This window comes from Granulicella sibirica, from assembly GCF_004115155.1.
Classification (GTDB): Bacteria; Acidobacteriota; Terriglobia; order Terriglobales; family Acidobacteriaceae; genus Edaphobacter; species Edaphobacter sibiricus.
Genome location: NZ_RDSM01000003.1, coordinates 278759 through 300024, shown reverse-complemented (window position 1 = coordinate 300024; position 21266 = coordinate 278759). Strand labels below are relative to the sequence as shown.

The following is a 21266-nucleotide window of genomic DNA, read 5'->3' as shown; positions in this document are numbered from 1 at the left end:
CAGAGTTTCACCACAAGCTTTTTGGTGTGCAGAACGTGGGCCATTGCATGGCAAGTGCGGTCATGTTGCGGTCATTCGCAAGTGGTATGTTCTTGCGTGGCGCTTCTTCCAACGACTCAATCCAGCCGCACGATGCGGTTCAGTTTCGGGGCTTCCACCGGTGAGTGCGTCTTGAAGTATGCCACCAGAGCGTCCACATCCCGAGTCCCTATTACTTTGTCCGTGCCGCTCTTGAAGGCGGTCATTCCTTCGGCCCCCGCCACCATGAAGCCGTTTGCCTCGACACGAACGCGGTCCTTCGCTCCAAGCACCTTTCCCCGCAGCTTTATCGAACCCGGCACCACGTGCTCTCCGGGCGCGGCATGCAGCCTGTATTGATAGTTGAATCCCTCCGACACCTGCAGCATGATCGACGACCCGTCGCTTCGAAACTGCTCCTCAAGCAATTGCCGTATATCTTCTCCTGTCATCGTAAGGACCGTGATCTGATTGCCGAACGGTTGCACGGCATAGAGCTCCCCGAATGAGACTTCTCCTGGCCCCGTTGCCGGCAGTTCGGCCCGGATGCCGCCTGTGTTCATGAAGGCCAGCTCGGCCCCGCCGTTCTCTTTGGCCGCGACACTCGTCAACTGGGCATCGGCGATTACGTCTCCCATCGCACTCTCTCCAGCTGCATTCTGCTTTCGACTGATCTCCCCGGCGATCGACCCCACCGTGCGGTTTGCCACCTCCTCCGCGCGCGGTTTGTATTTCTCGAGGATCGCTGTCTGGGCGGGATCTCGAGGCACGTCGCGCGTGACGATCTCGTTGGCCGCCGCAACTGTCAAGATACGATCCGTTCGACGGTCCACTGTCAGCTTGACGCGCGTAAAGAGTCGTCCATACGCGCCCGCGCTCGTCACCGTATGTCCCGCGATCCTGCAGTTGTAATACTCATGGGTGTGCCCGCTGATCACTAGCTGGATTGCCGGTGAGAGCCTTTCGACGATGCCCTGGATCTCCCCGCTGAAGTTCGCACAGCTGTCTCTATCCATCGCATCGGCTTGTCCGTGCTGCGCGCCGCCCTGATGAATCAGAAGCACGATCGCATGCACCCCCGCTTTTTCAAGCTGTAACGCGGCTTCGTTAGCAACCTGACTCTCCTCCAGGAATTGGTCTCCACGGATGGCACTTGCAGAGATGACTGCCGCCGACCCCTCGAGCGTCTCCCCGATAAATCCGATCTTCACTCCGCCCACCGTTTGAATCGAGGTTGCGGGGAAGACAGGCGTCCCATTTTCCAGCACGTTGGCCGCGAGGTATTGATAGTGCGCGGTCTTCAGCCGACGCTTCAACTCGGTGATTCCGTGGTCCATCTCATGGTTTCCGATTGACGTCACTTTAAGCCCCATCGCATTTATGGCTTCGATGGCCGGCTCCTCATCAAATAAGGCCGAGATCAGTGGCGAGGCGCCCATCAGGTCTCCTGCACCTACCACGATCGAGTTGGGTTCTTCAGCCTCAGCCATTTTCAGGTGTGTGGCAAGATACTCGGCCCCGCCGGCCGGGGTCTTACCCACCATGCCGTCACGTCCCACGGGAGGTTCGAGATTGCCATGCAAATCATTGATTGCCAGCACCTGTACCGTCACCTGCTGACTTCGAGATCCGACTGGATGCTGCCCCGGCACCATTTGTTGAGCCCAAGCCGTGATGGCTCCTAACCCGAGCAGCGTCGCCGCTGTAACTAGCTTCCTCGTCACCAAGAACTCACCTCAGACTTATCCTACAAGCGTCTGCGCGTCGTGCTCGAATGCCCAATCGATATGAGAGAGGACACGTGATGCATCGGCTCTTCTTCAAAGATCGCCTTCCCATTCGCCTGATAACCGCTGCCGATACTCCGATGTTTGTTTTGAGACTGTGTTTCTAAAATTCTTCAGCAAGGGCGAGAAGGACCGTACAATTGTGCAATGCCTAAAGCACCCGCAGCAATCACATCTCCGAAGATCAAGAAGCTCGCGCAGAAGGCGCTCAAGTCGCCCAGCATGTTGACTACCGCGGAAACGCGCGAGCTTGGCGCTTCTGTTGTGGCTCACGTGTCTCCGCCGAAAGAGATTCCTGCGACTGCAGCGAAGAAGACACCGAGCAAGAAGACACCTGGCAAGAAAGTGCCTGGCAAGAAAGCGCCGGCGAAGCGTTCCTGATCCGATCGCCGCTATTGATGGCGGGGTTCATGGCAGTGGGTCTATAAGTCCATGGCGGCTGCGTGATGATGTAGCGGAATGTCGAAGCGTTCCATGGGCTCCGCGGCGCGAGGTGCGTCTCAGTGCCGATACTGCGGGACGCCGCTTACGGCAAGCTCATCCACGTCTTATGCGTACTCCCCGGTTCAACTGAAACGACCAGATTGAAGTTAGCAATGATGAGGCGGCCTTTATTGGCCGATTTGGAAGGCCCAAGTTCCCGGCCACCTCAATGATTTCTCTCTTCATATCGATTGGGCGCGCCGGGAGTCGGAATGTTATCGGATACCTGAGCTCCACTTAGATGAGTTCGGGCCAGGGGAGTGGTGAGGCTGATGCCACTCCCCGATATCTGCGCGCCAGTTGCGTGGGTATGGGCGAGAGGTTTGACGACTGTGATGGTGGCTACTCCTCGGGCCCTGGTTGAGGCAATCACCGCCGTCTCAGCGTTCGCGCCTTCATCAATCGTGATTGTTTCTCCTCTAGCAAAGCCAGTGGCCCTGTCGACGGTGAGCAGAGTCGCTCCAGGATCCGTAGACGTGCGTGCCGTCGTGGCACCTGCTGTTCCCACGGCAGCGATCACTGCTGTCTCAGCATTCACGCCGGAATCAACATGGACTGTCTGACCAGGGTGGAAGCCTTCCGTGCTGGCGACCTTTATGTTCGTTGCTCCGGCCTCCGACTTAGCCGACAAGGAGGCAGCGGCCTGCATTGAAAAGTCGTTGCAGTTGCTGTCCGTATCGGCACCGTCCGGGAAGCGGCCTGCACTGGTATTGATGGCGACAGGGGCCACGACCGTCGACCAGGGGTTGAAGACTGAACCGGGCGCCGGTGCGTAGCAGCCGCTGATCGGAGCTCCTGAGACCGTTTGATCGCCTTCGGCAGCCCATGGGTCGACAAGGCCTCCGTAGTTAAGGCTGTCGGCGACGACTCCCGATGGTTCGCGGAGGACGATGCTGCCTTCTTCGACGTTGAGGGTAACTCCGAACTGTGGGGACTTCGTGGTGAGTTCCGGTCCGCCAAACCACTGGTTAGGCGCGGGCATACCCTGGTATCCGGCAGTCCTGACCGCGGCATCGCGGACGGGCGCGTGGATCGCCTGGTTGTTGGTTAGTGGTGTATCCAGAGTTATGCCAGTGCCGAGTGCCTGGACTGGCTCGTTGCTCGAATGGGCAAAGGCAGTCGCTGGCTGGAAGCTGATTCCCGTTCCACGATCGCTGAACGGGAGGTTGGCCGCATGAGGGAATTGTAAGGGAGCTGCAAGGTCCAGACCTGTTCCGGGAGATACCACCCATTCACTGGCTACGTGAGGTTTGGCAAGGGCAGGCGTGAAGTCGATGGAGATACCATCCGGTCCAGGCGTGGTGCCCACGGCCGTGATGGTGACGGCTTGCTGACTCGCTGGTGTGCCGATGGTGATCTTGTTGCCCGCCGCGAAGCCCTCTGCTTTGCGCACGTTGATCCGGGTAGCTCCGGCGCTTACGGGAGCTGAGAGGTTGGTCTGACTCGCCGCGGTGCCGACATGCGCCACTGTTACGGTTTCGATCCCATGGCCCACGCTGTCGATATCCAGCCTTATCTTGTCACCAGCCGAGATATTCGCGAGCGATGTGACTTGAATGTTCTTCACGCCCGCGGGAGCTTCCATCGCCAGATAGGCTTGCGTTCCGGGCTTGCCGACGGCGGTTACGGTCGCAACCTCATACTTCTCCTCTGTGTTCGCAACGATGGGGTAGGTAGAGCCATAGCCAAGAGCTATCTTCTGGCCAACTACGAATCCGGTTGTGTCCTCAACCGGCACGTTGGTTGAGCCGGGAGGAATGGTAATCACTATCTCCTCGGGAATGGACTGCCACAGCGTTGTATGACTGCTTGCGGCCGTTCCGAGGCTTGCGATTTTGCGTGTTTCCATACTGGAACCAGAGCCGATGTTGAGTGTGTCCCCGACTGACATCCCATCGATATTCCTGACATGGACGGTGCTTTCCCCTTTAAGTGCGGGAACCACAAGGCCGGAGTTGGAGAGGCCGAGCAGATAGAAGCCGCCAGATGCGAGCTTCGTTCCAGTTGGTATCTTTACCGTTGAGAAGATGGCCTGGTGAGCAGGGTGTGCGGTCAGTGTCCAGTTAGAGAGGTCAGCGCTTTGAGTGCCTGCGTTGTAGAGCTCGATGAAGGAATCGGTCGGGTTGCCGGGAGCGCTTGCGTTGACTCGAAACTCGTTGATCTTGACTGGGCTGGTGTTGCGGATCTTTTCTACAGCCGTTTCAACATGGCTTCTGCCGCTCGTCTGATTTGCCCAGGACGCATGGCCGACGAGATCACCGTTGAAGGCCACCGGCGCGGAGGTGACTTTGAATGTCGCACTGACGCTCGCACCTGGATCGACCTGAGCGAACTTCTTCGATGCCTGGGCGGCGCCTGAAATAACCGCAGTCCACTGTGGGCCGGGCACGGCGATCGATAACGAGACGTCCGCGGCAGGAGAGCCAGTTGTATTCGTGAAGGTTACGGTGAAGTTTCGCGACGATCCGGGAGTAAAGGTCTGCGGTGCGGCGTGCGTTCTCGCGGGCTCAGCCGGTGTTAAGCTGAGTGGGGTTACGTCGTATCCCGCGGCCACGATATTGGCCTGGACGAGCTGGTCGGTCGCATTCGACGGGAACGTGCCGGCGGCGGTCATCGCTCCTTCATAGAAGGTTCCCTGGGAACCGACGCTATTGTCGCCACCATTGCCCAGGAGGATCGCCCCCTGCTTGCGCATCGGGTCGTAGGTTGGATTCACACGGTGCCCATCGAACATGACGGATAGAGCGCCCTTTTGCGCGTCCCCGCCCATGGAAGTCCAATGGTGCGGTTCTCCCTTGCCGATGGCGGTGACGAAACGCCAGGGGATGCTGGGTAGATTGGGACAGCCTTTGGTTCCGTCGTCGTTGACGCAACCGACGAGATTATTCTCCTGATCGGTCATGATCCATGGCCCGTTTCCGGCCCCGCTGTACCACGGGGTGGCGTTGCCGAAGTAGAGGGTCTCCATGGTGCCGTTGTCATCGTCGCGACTGTCGATCTCGGCATTGCCGTAGTCGAAACAGCAACCGGCATTGAAGTGCTTTCCGCTGACGACCCAGTACTGGCCTTCGGCCTGGTCGTCGACCGCGGTGCCTTTGACATCGTTCTGGCGAAGGCCCATGCCGGGCTCGATGAATACGCCGTAGACCTTGTGCCGCATGACGGTAATCGGGGCCATATCGGCAAGCGGAAGAGTATTGAAGCCACCCAACGCGGGGCCACTGAAGCCGCCACGAGGTGCCTGGATGAGGTCGTTGTGTTTGGGCGACTGGTCGTAGATCTTGCTGATCCAGCAATAGGTGCCGGCGCAGAACCTATCCTGCGCGGCTGCGTCCGCGTATCCGCCGGGATCCGGGACAGGCGTGGCAGCAGGCTGGACGAGGCCAATGTCCAGCGTCTTCCCGTCCGATTGGCGCAAGACCTGATAGAGGGGGCCGTTGTAGGCGGCGTAGAGCGCACGGGTGGTGCTATGTGCGGCAACACAAGGGTCTCCGGCAGCCGCGTAGATGTCGCATGAGCCTTGAGGCCTGTGTGGAGATCCGACGCCACTCGGGGAGGGCTGTTGCGCAAACGTCAGGGCAGGACCAACGGCTGCATAAACGAGTGCGAGCATCAAGACGAAAGCGACTCTCTTCTTCATTCTTATCCTGATCTTCCGGGAAGTAATGTGGGCTGGGTTAATGGGAATTACTTTTTCCGGATCCCAATTTCTTCGAACTTTCCGCCGGAATACGTATACCACCTGGCACTGAAGTTCGGTGAATCGTTCAACTCGGCTTCAGACTACCTTCCGGCGATGATGCCGGTTACGCGCCGATTACCCTGGTGCGACCAGCACCCTTCCGTATTCCGTTGTGAATTACCAAAGATAGCTGGCTTCCACCCGTCCGCGGGTTAGACTGCCGAGATCGACGCATAGAACGTTTTTAGATGATGCGAGTTTCTTGCTCAGCAAGTCCTGACCTCATTGGAAAGTGAAGGGAGCAGGTCTTCTCCGCGCTGGCCGACCTCAAATCATGTGTTTCGAGAGTCATGATTTAATTGCGGCGCTGCCGTCAATCTAACGATCCCGTTCCAACGTAAGCCGAAAGTGATTCATTATCCCGGGAATAAAGGGTACTCCTTCATGCGATTCAAGGACTTTGGTCAAGTCATCCCCGCTGTAGTCGTGGCTTTCGGTCTTCTCTGCACTGCTCAGGCACAACAAAACTCCGGAGTTGGATCTCCAAGTTCAAACTTCGTGCGTTCTTTGGTCAGTGAGCGAGTCGATGACACCAAGTTGGTGAAGCTCTCCGGGAACACTCACCCGCTAGCCAAGCAGACCAACGATCTAGGGAGAGCAGATGCGGATAAGGTGCTTGAACGTATGGTCCTGGTGCTCAAGCGCAGCCCGGAGCAAGAGAAAGCACTCGCCGAGTTTAATGAACGCCAATACGATCCTGCGTCGCCTGACTTTCATCATTGGCTCTCCGCTGAGGAGTTTGGGAGGCTCTACGGTCCGTCGGATTCCGACATGACGGCGATCACGGGTTGGCTCGTGAGTCGCGGGCTGAGCATTCAAGAAGTGAGTAAGGGTCGAGTGTCGATTCAGTTCTCCGGAACGATCGGCCAGGTGCAGGAGGCGTTTCATGTTGAAATGCACAGGTATCTTGCCAATGGAAAACAACACCTTGCCAACGACCGCGATCCTCAGATTCCCGATGCGTTGTCGCCTGTCGTGGTGGGTATCGCGTCACTGAATGACTTCTTTCCGAAACACTACTCGCATCCCGGAAATTACGTAAAGCGCGACCTGCAGACAGGAAAGTATTCGCTGCTCACCTCGGTGCCTTTCGATGGCAAACAGGCGGTTTCAGGTGGAGTTAGCCAACAGCACTCCGACACAGCTTCTTTGTCGAGTACGAACTCCTCGGGCAAGGTGCAGCCTGAGTTTGGCTACGTCGACCCGAATACGGGCTATCAGCGGGAGGAACTAAGTCCTTACGACGTCGCGACTATCTACAACATCCTGCCATTGTGGAATGAAAGCACACCCATCAATGGCAAGGGCGTGAAAGTGGCCATCGTGGGACTCAGCGATGTTCAGACGACCGACTTCAACACGTTTCGCAGCTCGTTTGGGTTGCCTGCGGGGACCCTGACGACGCTGCATAGCGGCACCGACCCCGGAGTCACTGACAGCCAGGGAGAGAACACCGAAGACGTAGAAATGGTTTCCGCGACTGCGCCGGGCGCCGAGGTTGTTCTAGTTTCCGATGTGGATAACGCGACCACGAACGGACTAGTCACCGCGATTAACTACATCGTCGAGAATAAGGTCGCCCCTATTCTAACGATGAGCTATGGCGAGTGCGAGCTGAACAATGGGTCCGCGAACAACAGCTTATATAACAGCATTTTTCAACAGGCCGCGACGTCCGGGATCAGCTCCTTTGTAGCAGCGGGAGATTCGGGCTCGGCGGTATGCACAAGCCAGAATGGCACTCCTCCCTACGCTGACCAATATGGCCTCCAGGTAAGTGGGATGGCTTCAACCCCCTATGTGACGGCCGTCGGTGGAACCGATGTCCAGTGGCCCCTCACTGAGGCTACCAATCCGGTCTCAACCTATTGGAATGCGACGAATGATTCTCACGGCGCAAGCGCGAAGGGCTACATGCCCGAGATGTCGTGGAACGATACATGCACCAACCCGTTGCTCCGCAACGTTTATACCTCCTATAGCAATAACGAAGCACTGTGCAACGACGCGGTCAGCGGTTCTCCGGGCCTGGTTGAGATGGCTTCCGGAAGCGGAGGTGTAAGCCGCTGTACGACTCCATCCGGGACGGCTCCTTCAACATGCTCGGGAGGGTATGCCAAGCCGAGTTGGCAGACCGGGGTCGCGGGCATTCCCGCGGACGGGAAGCGTGACCTTCCAGACGTTTCGATGTTTGCAGCCTACGGATTCCAGAGTAGTACAGGGATTCCGGGAAGTGCGCTCCTGATATGTCAAGCGACAGCGTCTCCCGAGACATCCTGCGATTACACCAATCCGAACTATATCGTGTATCAGGAAAATGGCGGTACTTCAGCGGCATCGCCTTTGACCGCGGGTATCATGGCCCTGGTTATCCAGAAGACGGGTAGCGCTCAAGGACTTGCGAATCCCGTCTTCTATCAGTTGGCCGCTAAGGAGAACTACTCCGCCTGTAACTCCAACACCGTGGCAGCAGGCAATACCTGCATTTTTTATGACACGACTTCCGGCTCGAACGCGGCTGTCTGCTTTACAGGAGATACGGATTGCGTGACGAACACGACAGGCGATCAGGCGGGCATTCTTAGTGGATACAACGCCACCACTGGATATGACCTCACGACCGGCCTCGGCTCCTTCAACGTTGCCAACCTTGTGAATGCATGGCCGTCGGCTACGCAGGCCGGAACTGTAACGGTGACACCAACGAGTGTGACCTTCCCGTCGACGGCCGAGGGCGTTTCCAGCACAACCAAAGAGGTTGCGACGCTGAAGAACACCGGGACCACCGCCGTCACGATCAAGAGCTATGTTCTCTCAGGAACTGGCTCTACTTCGTATAGCGTAGCCACGACGTGCGGCACAAGCTTAGCCGCAAGCGCCTCCTGCACCTTCACCTTGACCTTTACCCCGAAGGCCGCCGGAGCGCTTCCTGCGACTTTGACCATTACCGACACCGCGGGCTCCGGCACGCAGACAGTTGCTGTAAGTGGAACAGGCGTGGCGCCGGCCCTGACGGTTGCTGTATCGCCAACGTCGCTCACCTTTGCCTCTACGGCGGCCGGTGCGACGAGCGCAGCCCAGTCAGTGACCGTGAAGAACACAGGGACCGCGACGGTTACGCTCGGCACCGTGAGCTTTACCGGGACCAATGCGACGTCGTTCCTCAAGTCCGCCACGACCTGCGGGACGTCCCTGGCGGCTGCGGCGAGCTGCACGATCTCCGTGGAGTTCAAACCTGCTTCGGCGGGGTCGCTTACGGCTTCGTTGTCGGTCGCGGATAACGCAACGGGATCGCCTCAACTTGTAGCCCTTGCCGGAACGGGTGCCGCGGCCCTGACGGTTGCTGTATCGCCGACGTCGCTCACCTTTGCTTCGACGACAGTTGGAGCGACGAGCGCGGCGCAGGTGGTGACAGTGAAGAACACGGGGGCCGCGGCGGTTACGCTCGGCACCGTGAGCTTTACCGGAACCAATGCGACATCGTTCCTCAAGTCCGCCACGACAGGCGGGACGTCCCTGGCTGCTGCGGCGAGCTGCACGATCTCCGTGGAGTTCAAACCTGTCACGACAGGCGCGCTTAAAGCCTCTCTATCGGTCGCAGATAACGCAACGGGATCGCCTCAATTGGTTTCCCTGGCTGGGACGGGTGCTGCGGCTCTAACGGTTGCTGTATCGCCAACCTCACTCACCTTTGCTTCGACGACAGTCGGGGTGACGAGCGCAGCCCAGGTGGTCACAGTAAAAAATAGCGGGACCGCATCGGTTACGCTCGGCACCGTCAGCTTCACCGGCACCAATGCGTCTTCGTTCCTCAAGTCGGCGACGACATGCGGGACGTCTCTAGCGGCTGCGGCGAGCTGCACGATCTCGGTGGAGTTCAAGCCTGCTACGGCCGGGTCTCTTGCGGCTTCGCTATCGGTTGCAGATAATGCAACGGGATCGCCCCAGCTTGTTTCCCTGGCCGGCACGGGCGCCGCGACCCTGACGGTTGCTGTATCCCCGACGTCGCTCACCTTTGCTTCGACGACGGTCGGAGTGACGAGCGCGGCCCAGGTCGTGACCGTGAAGAACACTGGGACTGCGGCGGTTACGCTCGGCACCGTCGGCTTCACCGGAACCAATGCGACGTCGTTCCTCAAGTCCGCCACGACCTGCGGGACATCCCTGGCGGCTGCGGCGAGCTGCACGATCTCGGTGGAATTCAAGCCTGCCGCGGCTGGGTCGCTCACGGCTTCGTTGTCGGTAGCAGATAATGCAACGGGATCGCCTCAGCTTGTTGCTCTGACTGGTACGGGTGTTGCTGCCACCATAAGCGTTACGGTTACGCCCGCCTCCATTGTCTTTCCGAATACGGTCACCGGCGTCACGAGTTCGGCGCAAGCGATCGCCTTGAAGAACACTGGAACAGGAATTGCTTCCATCAGTTCTATCGTGATTGGCGGGAGCAATCCTGCTTCCTTTACCCAGCTCAACAGTTGCGGTTCCACGCTTGCAGCAGGTGGAAGCTGCATCATCTATGCCGCGTTCAAACCAACCTCGGCTGCCGCAGCTAAGGGAACGATTAGCATTACGGATAATGCGGCAGGGTCACCACAGAGCATCGCACTCAGTGGGACGGGAACAGCCATGCCTTCGGTGAAGCTCAGCACGGCGAATGTTGCCTTCGCCGCGACGAAAACGGGTACGACATCGTCAGCACAGGCCGTGACTCTGACCAATACTGGTGCGGCCACTCTGAGTCTGCTGTCGATTACATTGGGCGGAACGAACCCGGCCGATTTTGCGATGTTGAACACATGTGGCGCATCCCTGGCTCCGAACGCAAACTGCACGGTCGCTGTTGCATTCGCTCCTTTATCGGCTGCGGCATTCAAAGCTACTTTGAGCATCGCAGATAACGGCGTGGCATCTCCGCAGCTGATCACGGTGAGTGGAACGGGGAATTAGAGCGAGCTTCCGTTGGAAGACGGGGAAGTGAGTCGAGGGTGCTCCGGCCTCTTGCGAATCGAGACCGGAACCCTTCATGGACTTAGAAGAAGATACTAAAGACTGCCAGCAAGTTCAGTGAGCTCTTATTTCTGGGCGCGATATCCGGACCGTTGGTGTAGCTGATGCCGGGCGTGAAGTAGGTGCCCCGTGCCAGGCGGAGGGTGTAGCTGCCCGTCAAGCTGGTGGCACCGTTCCAATAGGTTGAGCCCGAGGCGACGGCGTTGTACTTTGCGTACGGGCTGTAGGTGGTGTGTGAGCTGACGATGCTCGCCATATCGGCCGGGCGGCTGTGGAAGGGTGCGCGCATGTACAGGCGCGCCTCGTAGTACTGGCTGTAGGAGTTTTGCGTTGCCGGCGCATCCATCGCCGACACGCCGGCATAGAGGCCGCGATACGGCTGAGCAGGGTCTGTCTTCCAAAGCTGACGGTCCGCAAGCAGGTAGCCCAACATGTTGTTGGTGGTCTGGCCTCCGGTCTTCAGATTGGTGAAGTGCGTGGTGTTATACATGTAGCCACCGCGCAGCCACATCTGGTGAGTCTTCGCATCCGCATCGTGTTGATAGCCTCCCTCGTAGATGGTGAGCAGCCCGTCTCCCTTGGGAGCGAAGCGCAGGCCGATGGTGTCGCGTGCGGCCTCGGTAACGCCTCCCTTGGGATCCATCGAACGTTGAAGCCCTATCTTGGTGTAGACATGGTGCGGATAATGAACGTTTACGTTGAAGGCTGGCGTCGTCATCGGCAGATAGCTCATGCCGACTTCGAATGGCAGCGAGGCGAAGACGCCGAGGGAACCGGATGATGCCTGGCCGCCTATTGCGGTGCCGACGTACTCGAAGTCGTTATCGATGTAACCACCCTTGAGTTCCAGGTGGCCTTTGAAGAGGCTCTGGTAGTACGCGAGTGCTCCGAACCCAATCGCGTTCGGGCCACCGGCGTTCCAGCTGATCTTCTGGACGGTGCCCATGACTTCCAACTGACCTCCCTTCACGCCGAGCTGTCGCAGATCCCAGGTCAGCATCGGGTAGTGGGAGCTCTTCCAGGTTGGCCGCTGCCCGGTATACGTTTGTTGCGCGAGCGGCGCCGGTGCAGAGAGTGTGTTGTAGGTGAAGTCGTTGTCGTCGATGTCGTAAAGGCCTATACCGTGCTTCGCGAGGTTCTGGGTCACGGGGTTCTCGAGGCCGAAGACTGTCTCTGAAAAGGGTGGCAGCTTCAGGTAACCGCCACGAAGATTCAGGTCCTCGATATCGCGGCCGCCGGGATGTTCGTAGTCGGTTGACGGTGGATTCTGATCGGCCTCACCCCTGGCGGCGACGGCGGCCGGGGTGGTGTTATCGCTCTGCTGAGCGGAAGCTCCGCATGCGGAGAGAAGGAAGATGGCGAAGAAGGTGGCATGCAGGCCAGAACGGCCCGTCGCAGGGATGAGTTGTTTCATGACGTACTTGTTCCTTAGGCCGGCTCGGAGCCGGTCATGCAAAGGCGTGTACAGGCGACGAATCGCCGCCTGTACACACGGAATTACTTCAGCGAGACAGTCTTCTCAAGGCCCAGGTCGCGCGAGTTGCTGCCAGCCAAGATTCGGTAAGCACCAGGAACGACCTCCCAGTCGTCACGCTTCTCGCTGAAGACCGACAGCATGCGCCGGTCGACAGTGATCGTGGCCTCTTTGCTCTCGCCGGGGGAAAGAGCCAGCTTCGACCAACCCACCAGGCGATGGGGCGGTTCGCCGGCAGCCGAGGGCAGCGCGGCGTAGACTTCGGCAATCTCGTCTCCCGGACGGGAGCCGGTATTGCGCACAGTAAAGTGCACGGTCAAGCCTTCGGAGGCTGGTTCCACCGTCAGATCGGAGTACGCGTACGTGGTATATGAAAGGCCGAAGCCAAAAGGGAAAAGAGGCGTCTTGCCTTCCGCGTCGAACCACTTGTAGCCGACCTTCAGGCCCTCGCTGTAGTTCTCCGGGAAGGCAGGATAGCCGTCTCCCATCTGCTTCATGATTGCGTGCAGATCCATGCCTTTTTCCATGCGCGGCTGGGAGGCGACCGGCGCATCGTTATGGCTAGGGTGCGCGAGATCGGCCTCGGTCATGGGGAAGGTGACCGGAAGCTTGGCCGTCGGGTTGACCGCGCCTGAGAGCACGCGAGCCAGGGCCTCGGACCCGCGAATGCCGGGGAACCACGCCTCCACGATCGTGGCTACCTTATCGTGCCAGGGCATTACGATCGGTCCGCCCGATTCCACCACGGCGATCGTCTTCGGCTGCGCCGCACCTACCGCGCTGATCAGGGCATCCTGGTCCGGGCCGAGGTCGAGCGTCTTCAGGTCCACCGATTCGGCTGACCATTGGTAGCCGAAGACGATGGCGACGTCGGCCTTGCGGGCGATCTCCGCGGCTGTTGCGGGGTCGCTTCCGGAGTCGAAGACCACCCTGGCGTTGGGGAACTCGGCTCGAATCGCGGCCAACGGGGCGTCACGCGAGAACGCCGGGCGAATGAAGGCATCGAAGATGCCGTTGCCCGGAGGGGGAGGCGGGACCGGCGAACCGCCCGGAGGGTCGACCTGCGCCGATCCGCCGCCGGTGATCAGACCCTGATCGGCATGTCCGCCGATCACTGCGATCGTCATGGGCCTAGTGGCGTCGAGCGGCAGAATGTTGCTCTTGTTCTTGAGCAGCACGATGCTCTTTTCGGCGAGCGCCTGCGCGATGTGGTTCCCCGCATCGACATCGACGACTCCCTTTTGTGGGGGATCGTCGACGACGCCGGAGGCAAACTCGGCGCGCAGGATGCGAAGTACGTGGTCATTCAGCTCGGCCGCCGATACCTTCCCGGATTCGACTGCCGCCTTCATCGCGGCGCCGTAGAAGAAGTCCTCTGGCTGTTCCATGTCGAGACCGGCATGCGAAGCTTTGACAGTGCTGTGTGTGCCGCCCCAGTCCGAGACGACGAAGCCCTGGAATTGGAAGTCGCGCTTCAAGACGTCGCGCAGCAGGTAGTCGTTTTCGCAGGAGTAATCGCCGTTGACGCGGTTGTAGGAGCACATCACGGCGGCTGGTTTGGCAATCTCGAGCGCAATCTGGAAGGCCAACAGATCGCTTTCACGCATCGAGCGCTTGTCGATGATGGAGTTGACGGCGAATCGGCCGTCTTCCTGATCGTTCATGGCGTAGTGCTTGATGTCGCCGAGCACGTGCTGGTCCTGCTCGCCGCGCATCAGGTGGCCATCCATGGTGCCGGCCAGCAATGGATCCTCGCCAGCGTACTCGAACGTTCGTCCGTCGCGGGGCTCACGGGTCAGGTTGACGCCACCACCGAGGGTCATGTTGTAGCCCTGCAGACGCAGTTCAGTGCCGATCAGTTTGCCGTAGGTATAGGCCGACTGTGGGTCCCAGCTCGCCGCCGCTCCCAGAACGCTCGGCAAGGCCGTGGAGTAGCGTCCGTTGGATGCGCTGCGGGTGACGCCATAGGCAGCGTCCGCCATTTCGATGCGCGGAATGCCGAGGCGAGGCACTCCTGCATTGCCACCGGCGCCGCCACTGCTCTCGCTCGGGCCAGTCACCTCCATCGGCATGCCATAGCCGTGAATGAGGGCGATCTTCTCGTCCAGCGTCATCTCCTTGACGACCAGTTCGGCGCGCTGCTGGGGACTGAGTGTTTTGTCGTCCCAGGGGCGCGGCACTGCGGCCTGCGCCAGAACCATTGAGGGCAGGGACAGTCCCAGAACGACCGCTCCCACGCGGCCAAGTACATTCCACATCATCACCATCGGTACAACCTCATTCCTGTCCACCAGAAGAGCAGCCGTGAGTGTGCGGCGCGGAGTTCGGCAGAACACGATCATGCTGCTTCTTTGTTGGAGTCGTTTGGGAAGGCCGTAACCGGTACTGTTCCGGAATCAAAGGCGCGGCGCATTGAAACTAAATAAGTTAGCCAAATGTATCAAGCGATTTGTTACTCTTATCAGTGAGGTTGAAACGAGTGCCGTCGATCGATGAAGCCGCCAAGCATTCGTCTTCTCCGTTCAATGAAGCAGAGCGGGAACAGGTGATGGAGCAGATGACCGCGCTGCTGACGAGTCCACTGTTCCGGCAAAGCCGGCGCTACCCAGCCTTTCTTCGCTACGTGGTCGAGGAGACCTTGCGGGGTGCCGACGGAGAGTTGAAGGAACGGACGATCGGCATGGAGGTATTCGGACGACAGCCGAGCTACGATACCAGCCTCGATCCGACCGTGCGTCTGACCGCAGCCGAAGTGCGCAAGCGGCTGACGCAGTACTACAAACAGCCCGAACATGCCGACGAGGTGCACATCGAGTTGCATCCGGGATCCTACGTCCCGGCATTTTCCTGGCCGTCCGGCCTGCCTGGGAATGAAACTCCTGCCGTCAGTTCCGCCGCAGCACAAAAGGCGGCGGCTGAGGATCATCACGTCGCTGAGCCTGCGCTCTCGCCAGCACCACGGACGAGGAATGCCGGGTACCTGGGCGGGGGCTTGCTGGTTGGCGTATTGCTCCTGGTGACCCTGGCGGTTTTCGTGTGGCATCGCCCCGCTTTGGGGGCGGCAAACGCGGCCGACGTCTGGGCACCAATCCGCACCAGTCCCAATCCGATTGCCCTGGTGCTTGCCGATGTCTCGAAGTCAGCCCTGCTTCCGGCGGCGCGCGAGACGGCCAATACCAGTGTGTTTGTGCACATCCGCGACAACAGGCTGGTGGACTTCAACGACAGCGTGGCTCTCGGGAAGCTGGCAGGAACGCTGGGCAGTTGGAATCGGCCGTACACCACACTTCTGTCGTCCGAGACAAGCTTCGAGGACCTGCAGCACGGTCCCGCGATCCTGCTCGGGGCAGTCGACAATCCATGGACGATGCGTTTCCTTGAGCCACTGCCGTACTCGGTCACCCGCCGGGGTGAGAGTATGACCTACGCCATCACGAGTAATCGCAAGCAGGCCGATCCGGCCTGGTCGATTGACCTGGCACAGCCATTTGCATCGTTGCAGCAGGACTACGGCGTGGTGGCCCGTGAGATGGACACCATGACCGCCAAGCCGGTGCTGATCGTCGCCGGACTAGGGCAGAATGGCACGACGGCGGGCATTCAACTGCTGACCGATCCGGCACTGGCGCGTTCGATTATGGCGAATGCACCGAAAGGATGGGCTGGCCGCAACCTCGAGATTGTCTTCCGGACCCAGATCATCGATGATCGCTTCGGCCCGCCGGTTATTCTGGCGCGCGAGTACTGGTAGAGCCCGAACTCTCGCCCTCCGAAAGCGCAGAGTGCCGTGGTCGATCGACGGATGTTGATGCTGAGCCTGCGACCCATGAATGCCGCGCATGGACATCCGCGTTCCCCTCAAGACAATCCCGGATGAGTTTCCGTTCATAAGCCAGCACGAGTTAGCCGCCGGCATGGCGTTGCTCGCGAGAGACGTTGATCTTGAGATCGAAGCAGAATGGTGAATGCAGGGGCTCGGGAGCGAGCTGGATCCGGCAGGCTCGTTCGCTAAGGGCTTTCCTTTCAAGAGTTGCGGTCCCGGTCTCGGCCACAGTGCTAAGACCTTTGAGCATTCTTTCGAAACAATCGATTGTCTTCTAGCGATGCCTTGCAATCTGGCGTGTCGCCCCCCAGACCAAGCTGACGCGAGATCCACTTTTTGTCCAGGTTGACATCCATCTATCGGATGAGTTTAGATACGGCTCGCAGCCCTTCAAGACAATCGTGTGTCTTGGCGAGACAATCGTGTGTCTCGGAACTGCGCGGCTACGTGGCGTCAAGACCTAGCCGATGCGCGATATGCAACTTTTTGGAGGTCCCATGGGACACAGAATCACAGCTTTGCTTCTTGCAACCGCATGCCTTTTTTCGACTTCGAACGCACGCGGGCAGGCAGCGAATTCCGGCGATATCCGGGGCACCGCGACAGATCCGACCGGAGCTTTAGTGCCAGACGTAACCGTCACCGTACTGAATACGGGCACGGGGGTGTCGAAGATACTCACTACCAACAGCGACGGCCTGTTCGACACTGGCCCGATCGTTACCGGTAATTACAGCGTTACGTTCACCAAGAACGGGTTCGCCTCGTTCACTCGTTCAGGCCTGAACCTCGATGTGGCGACGGTTACGATTGACGGCACCATGAAGACCGGCTCCGTCACGGAACAGGTGACCGTGAACACAGACGTGCCGCTCATCCAGACCGACAGCGGCGAACAGTCCGCAACCTTAAGTTTCAAGTCGTTGGAACAGCTTCCGAACACCGGCGGCAGCGGAACCGGCCCTACCTGGGAGAACTTTACGACGCTGATCGCCGGAGCCGCAGCAACGCCGTCCGCGCCGCTTGGCAACACCCCTGGCCAGTCGGTCTCCGTGAACGGAAACCTTCCCTACAGCTCCATCCTCTCCGACGGCGCGGAATCGACGCTGCCAAGCTCCGCGAACGCCGACACCTACGTCTTTGAAGTGGTTCAAGAAGTCAAGGTAAGCTCCTCTGCCTTCTCGGCGCAGTATGGCGTTGGCGGTATTCTCTTCAACCAGATCAGCAAGGGCGGGACTAACGGGTTCCATGGTTCGGCTTACGAATACAACCAGAACGACGCGTATAACGCGAGGCCTTATAACTTTTCCAGCAGCCCGATCAACAAGAATCGCGTCCGCTTCAATAACTTCGGTGGGTCGATCGGCGGGCCGGTTCTCAAGGACAAGATTTTCTTTTACTTCAATTACGACCAGATCAACAACAACTCGGCTGTCAACGGATTGGTTTCCGTTCCCACGCTGGCTGAGCGGAGCGGAGATTTTTCGGCGCAGCTTGTTCCCGGTGTGACGTGCGCCGCAACGACCCCCGGTGGTGCGAGCAGCCCTGGTTGCATCTACGACCCCAACACGCAAGTGAATGGGACCGGAACGAGTTTTGGACGTTCGCCATTCGCCGGAAACATCATCCCGCAGTCGCGGTTCGATTCCGTGGCGAAGGCAATTCAGGGGTACTTCCCGGCCCCGAACCGTACCGGTACCGTGCAGGCTCCATCCTTTGTGAATGGTACGTACACCCCGGGATTCACCAGCAACAACTATTTCTACCAGGGGACGCAGTCGAATCCGTTCAAGAAGTACTTCGGCCGGCTCGACTTCAATTTGAGCAGCAAGGATCGCCTCACCACTACCGTGCAGAAGCGTGATAACCCGGCGTTCTTCATCGGCCAGAACTTCTGCCCGATCAACTGCTACGCCGGCGACGTGGACAGCACGACCGCTCAGGTCACCGAGGTCCACAGCTTCAACGGCAACTTCATCAACGAGCTCCGTTTCGGGTATACCAACCAACTCAATTTTTATGTAGGGCAGAGCTTCGGCCAAGGTTTCCCCGCGAAGATCGGCTTCCAGTACGCGAAGGCGGACGGATTTCCGCAGATCAACTTCAGCGGCGGATTTCAAGACCTCGGGCCTGGGATCAACGCCATCTACAAGGAGCACGTCTTCGACCCGTCTGACGTCGTGACCCTGATTCGCGGGCGTCACATCCTCCACTTCGGCGGCGAGTTCCTGATCAACGAAGATAACTCGACTGCATGGGGCAATCTGAACCCGGGAACCTTCGGCTTTACGGGCGATTACACGAAGGGCAGTCTTGCCGACAAGAATTCGGGAGTCGACTACGCGGACTTCCTGCTCGGCACGGCGCACGACTGGAGTGCGCAGGTCCAGCCTGAGTTTGCCGGTCGTCAGAAGACGCCTCAGGTCTTTGTGCAGGACGACTTCAAGATTCGTCCGAACCTGACCCTGAATCTCGGCCTGCGCTATCAGGTCCAGCTTGGTTGGAACGACGCCAAGAAGGATCAGGCTACGTTCGATCCGAACATTGTCAACCCTGTCACAAACACCCTTGGCGCCGTCTGGTTCGCCGCAAACAAGACAAACGGACGTACGGCGCTGCAGGAGAACAAGTACAACATCGTCCTTCCGCGCGTCGGCTTCGCCTACACCCCGCATTCGGACGTCGTGTTTCGTGGCGGCATTGGACTCTACTCGTACAACTGGAGCCTCGACCAGTATGGTCAGGGGGAAGGCCAGGCCATCCTGTCGAGCGGAAATGCTTCAGACAGCACCAACGGGCTAGCATATGTGACGACTCTGTCTGGAACGGGCACGAATTTGCCCTACGCTCTGCAGAGCACGGATCCGGGGAGCAAGAACGGACAAAGCTTCAACTATGTTCCCTACAACACTCCCGTGGCTCGCATCATTCAATACAACTTGGGCGTTGAGAAGCAGTTCGGCACTGATCTTGCCGTTCAACTCGCCTATGTCGGCAGCCACGGTTACAACCTTGTCTTCCCGTCCGGAATCAACCAGCTTACAGCGGCGAACCTCGGCAAGGGACAGGCAGCACGGCCGTTCCCGCAGTACCAGGCCCTGACCGGATACCAGACAGGCGCAATCTCAAACTACAACTCGCTCCAACTCTCGGTGACGAAGCGTCTCTCGCACGGCTTGAGCTTCGACACGAACTACGTCTGGTCCAAGTTCCTGGATGAAGCTGACTCATCTGGCTGGGGCAGCCGCGCTGGAACGCTCCAGTACCAGGATCCGTACAACTTCGGCGCAAACTACGGCCCGTCGAACTTCGACATCCGGAACGCTTGGAAGGGCAGCGTTATTTACAACCTTCCTGTCGGAAAGGGAGCGCAGTTCCTCAACAACAATCGCTATGTCGATGCGGCGATCGGCGGATGGCGTGTTTCGGCTACCTTCCAGCTTCAGGATGGCAATCCGTTTACGCCGACGATCAACAGCGGGCTGGACAACAGCAACTCTCTGAGCAGCGGGTCGAACTTTCGTCTACGGCCTAATCTCGTTGGCAACCCGATGCCGCAGCATCGCACGCTGCAGGAATACTTCAACACGGCTGCATATGCAACGCCAGCCGCTAACACCTACGGTACTGTGGGTCGCAACAGCCTCTATGGTCCGGGCTACGAGAGCTTCAACGCTTCTCTTGGCAAGACTTTCCACTACAACGAGATCATCGGCCTCTCGATCCGTGCCGATGTGAACAACATCCTGAACCACCCGACGTTCGGCTTGCCCAATACCGACACAACGAACGGCGGCGGTCAGATCACAAGCACTTCAAATCAAAGCCGTAATATGCAGTTGAGCGCACGCTTCGCGTTTTAGCAGCGTCGAGGACGTCTTTCCATAAACAAGCGGAGGAGCGAATCACGAGCTCCTCCGCTTTGCTTTTGGGCACTGTTCTGACTGGAGCTCGGGCAGTGTTTGTTCGGTGTAAGAGCAGGCAGGCATCCTGGCAACGTTGAAGATCGTGTGTGACCTCCGCTGGAAGTTTGGTAAACGTCCTCGGGGTTCTGCGCATGCGAGCAGAAATGTTCCCAGGTGCGATCGAAGTACGGCTTCCAGAATTTCGCGTGGCGGGCTCTGCGTGCATGGTGCTGCCTTATGAGGGCTTTAGCCCGTGGTGCTCAAGCTTTTCAGCAGGGAACGGTGAGCCGTACAATTGTGCGATGCTCGAAGCGTTGCAGCGATCACGCGTTCTAGGGTGAAGAAGCTTGCGCAAAGGGCGATGCAATCGCTCAGCAGGTTAACAAAGCAGAAACGTGAGTCCGGCATTCCGTGGCTTATGCGTCACCTGCTGTAAGAGATACTCCGGGTGCAGCGAAGAGAACTCCCGTGAAGGAGACGCCTGCAAAACGCTCCTAAACCACTAACCAGCTTGACATCGAGGGTTCATGGCAACGAAGAAAGCAGCAGCAAAGAAGACCGTCGCACCAGTAACCGCAAAAGCGACGGCAGTGCCAGCGAAGAAGACGGCTGCAATTAAGAAGATGACCAAATCAGAGTTAGTTCGGGTTGTTTCTGAGAAGATGGAATTGACGACAAAACAGTCAGTGGCGTTGTTCGATCTTCTCGCATCCACCGCTATTCAGGAGACCAAGAAGGGTGGCGAATTTACCATTCCTGGCCTGGGTAAGCTGGTGAAGGCTCAGCGTGCCGCCCGCATCGGTCGCAATCCGCAGACCGGGGAATCGATCAAGATCAAGGCAAAGACAACAGTAAAGTTCCGCGTTGCCAAGGCTGCCAAGGACGCGATCGCTCCGGTAAAGTAATCCATGTGGCGGTTTCAAAGAAAGAGATGATTCCTCGGAGAGTAACCGGGGAACCATTGCTTCTGACCGCACCCTCGTAGCAGGGTGCGGTAGAGGCGCGGACGCTGAATCCTGTTTCAAGC

The 21266-nt window shown here is 58.7% G+C and carries 10 protein-coding genes; 6 read left to right on the top strand and 4 right to left on the bottom strand.

Going from position 1 to position 21266, the window contains the following annotated elements:
- Positions 1-116: 116 nt before the first annotated feature.
- Positions 117-1631: a bifunctional metallophosphatase/5'-nucleotidase gene (locus tag GRAN_RS17985; protein WP_161571033.1), complete on the bottom strand. Its 1515-nt coding sequence runs from the start codon at positions 1629-1631 to the stop codon at positions 117-119.
- Between the two features lie 321 nt (positions 1632-1952).
- Between GRAN_RS17985 and GRAN_RS26765 the strand changes: the two genes are divergently transcribed.
- Positions 1953-2186 (top strand): RNA polymerase subunit sigma, encoded by a 234-nt coding sequence (locus GRAN_RS26765; RefSeq protein ID WP_161571032.1) that lies wholly within the window; start codon positions 1953-1955, stop codon positions 2184-2186.
- Positions 2187-2454: 268 nt separating this feature from the next.
- Here GRAN_RS26765 and GRAN_RS17980 read toward each other — a convergent pair whose 3' ends face one another.
- Positions 2455-5928 (bottom strand): arabinofuranosidase catalytic domain-containing protein, encoded by a 3474-nt coding sequence (locus GRAN_RS17980; protein ID WP_128914437.1) that lies wholly within the window; start codon positions 5926-5928, stop codon positions 2455-2457.
- Between the two features lie 600 nt (positions 5929-6528).
- Here GRAN_RS17980 and GRAN_RS17975 point away from each other — a divergent pair.
- Positions 6529-10977: a choice-of-anchor D domain-containing protein gene (locus GRAN_RS17975; protein WP_161571031.1), complete on the top strand. Its 4449-nt coding sequence runs from the start codon at positions 6529-6531 to the stop codon at positions 10975-10977.
- 82 nt (positions 10978-11059) lie between these two features.
- Here the strand turns inward: GRAN_RS17975 and GRAN_RS17970 are convergent, their stop codons facing one another.
- Together GRAN_RS17970 and GRAN_RS17965 are read right to left on the bottom strand one after the other, a co-directional pair.
- Positions 11060-12451, bottom strand: coding sequence for a carbohydrate porin (locus GRAN_RS17970; RefSeq protein WP_128914435.1), 1392 nt, complete (start codon positions 12449-12451; stop codon positions 11060-11062).
- 83 nt (positions 12452-12534) lie between these two features.
- Positions 12535-14853, bottom strand: coding sequence for a beta-glucosidase family protein (locus GRAN_RS17965; RefSeq protein ID WP_241654921.1), 2319 nt, complete (start codon positions 14851-14853; stop codon positions 12535-12537).
- A 137-nt stretch (positions 14854-14990) separates the two neighbouring features.
- Here GRAN_RS17965 and GRAN_RS17960 point away from each other — a divergent pair, with 137 nt between their 5' ends.
- The 4 genes from GRAN_RS17960 to GRAN_RS17950 all read left to right on the top strand — a co-directional run bounded on the left by GRAN_RS17960 (position 14991) and on the right by GRAN_RS17950 (position 21144).
- Positions 14991-16262: a hypothetical protein gene (locus GRAN_RS17960; RefSeq protein WP_128914434.1), complete on the top strand. Its 1272-nt coding sequence runs from the start codon at positions 14991-14993 to the stop codon at positions 16260-16262.
- An 88-nt stretch (positions 16263-16350) separates the two neighbouring features.
- Positions 16351-16476: a hypothetical protein gene (locus tag GRAN_RS26760; protein ID WP_277751232.1), complete on the top strand. Its 126-nt coding sequence runs from the start codon at positions 16351-16353 to the stop codon at positions 16474-16476.
- A gap of 355 nt (positions 16477-16831) precedes the next feature.
- Entirely contained in the window at positions 16832-20197 is a 3366-nt protein-coding gene (locus GRAN_RS17955; protein ID WP_128914433.1) for a carboxypeptidase-like regulatory domain-containing protein, read from the top strand.
- A gap of 569 nt (positions 20198-20766) precedes the next feature.
- Positions 20767-21144: an HU family DNA-binding protein gene (locus tag GRAN_RS17950; RefSeq protein WP_128914432.1), complete on the top strand. Its 378-nt coding sequence runs from the start codon at positions 20767-20769 to the stop codon at positions 21142-21144.
- Positions 21145-21266: the final 122 nt, after the last annotated feature.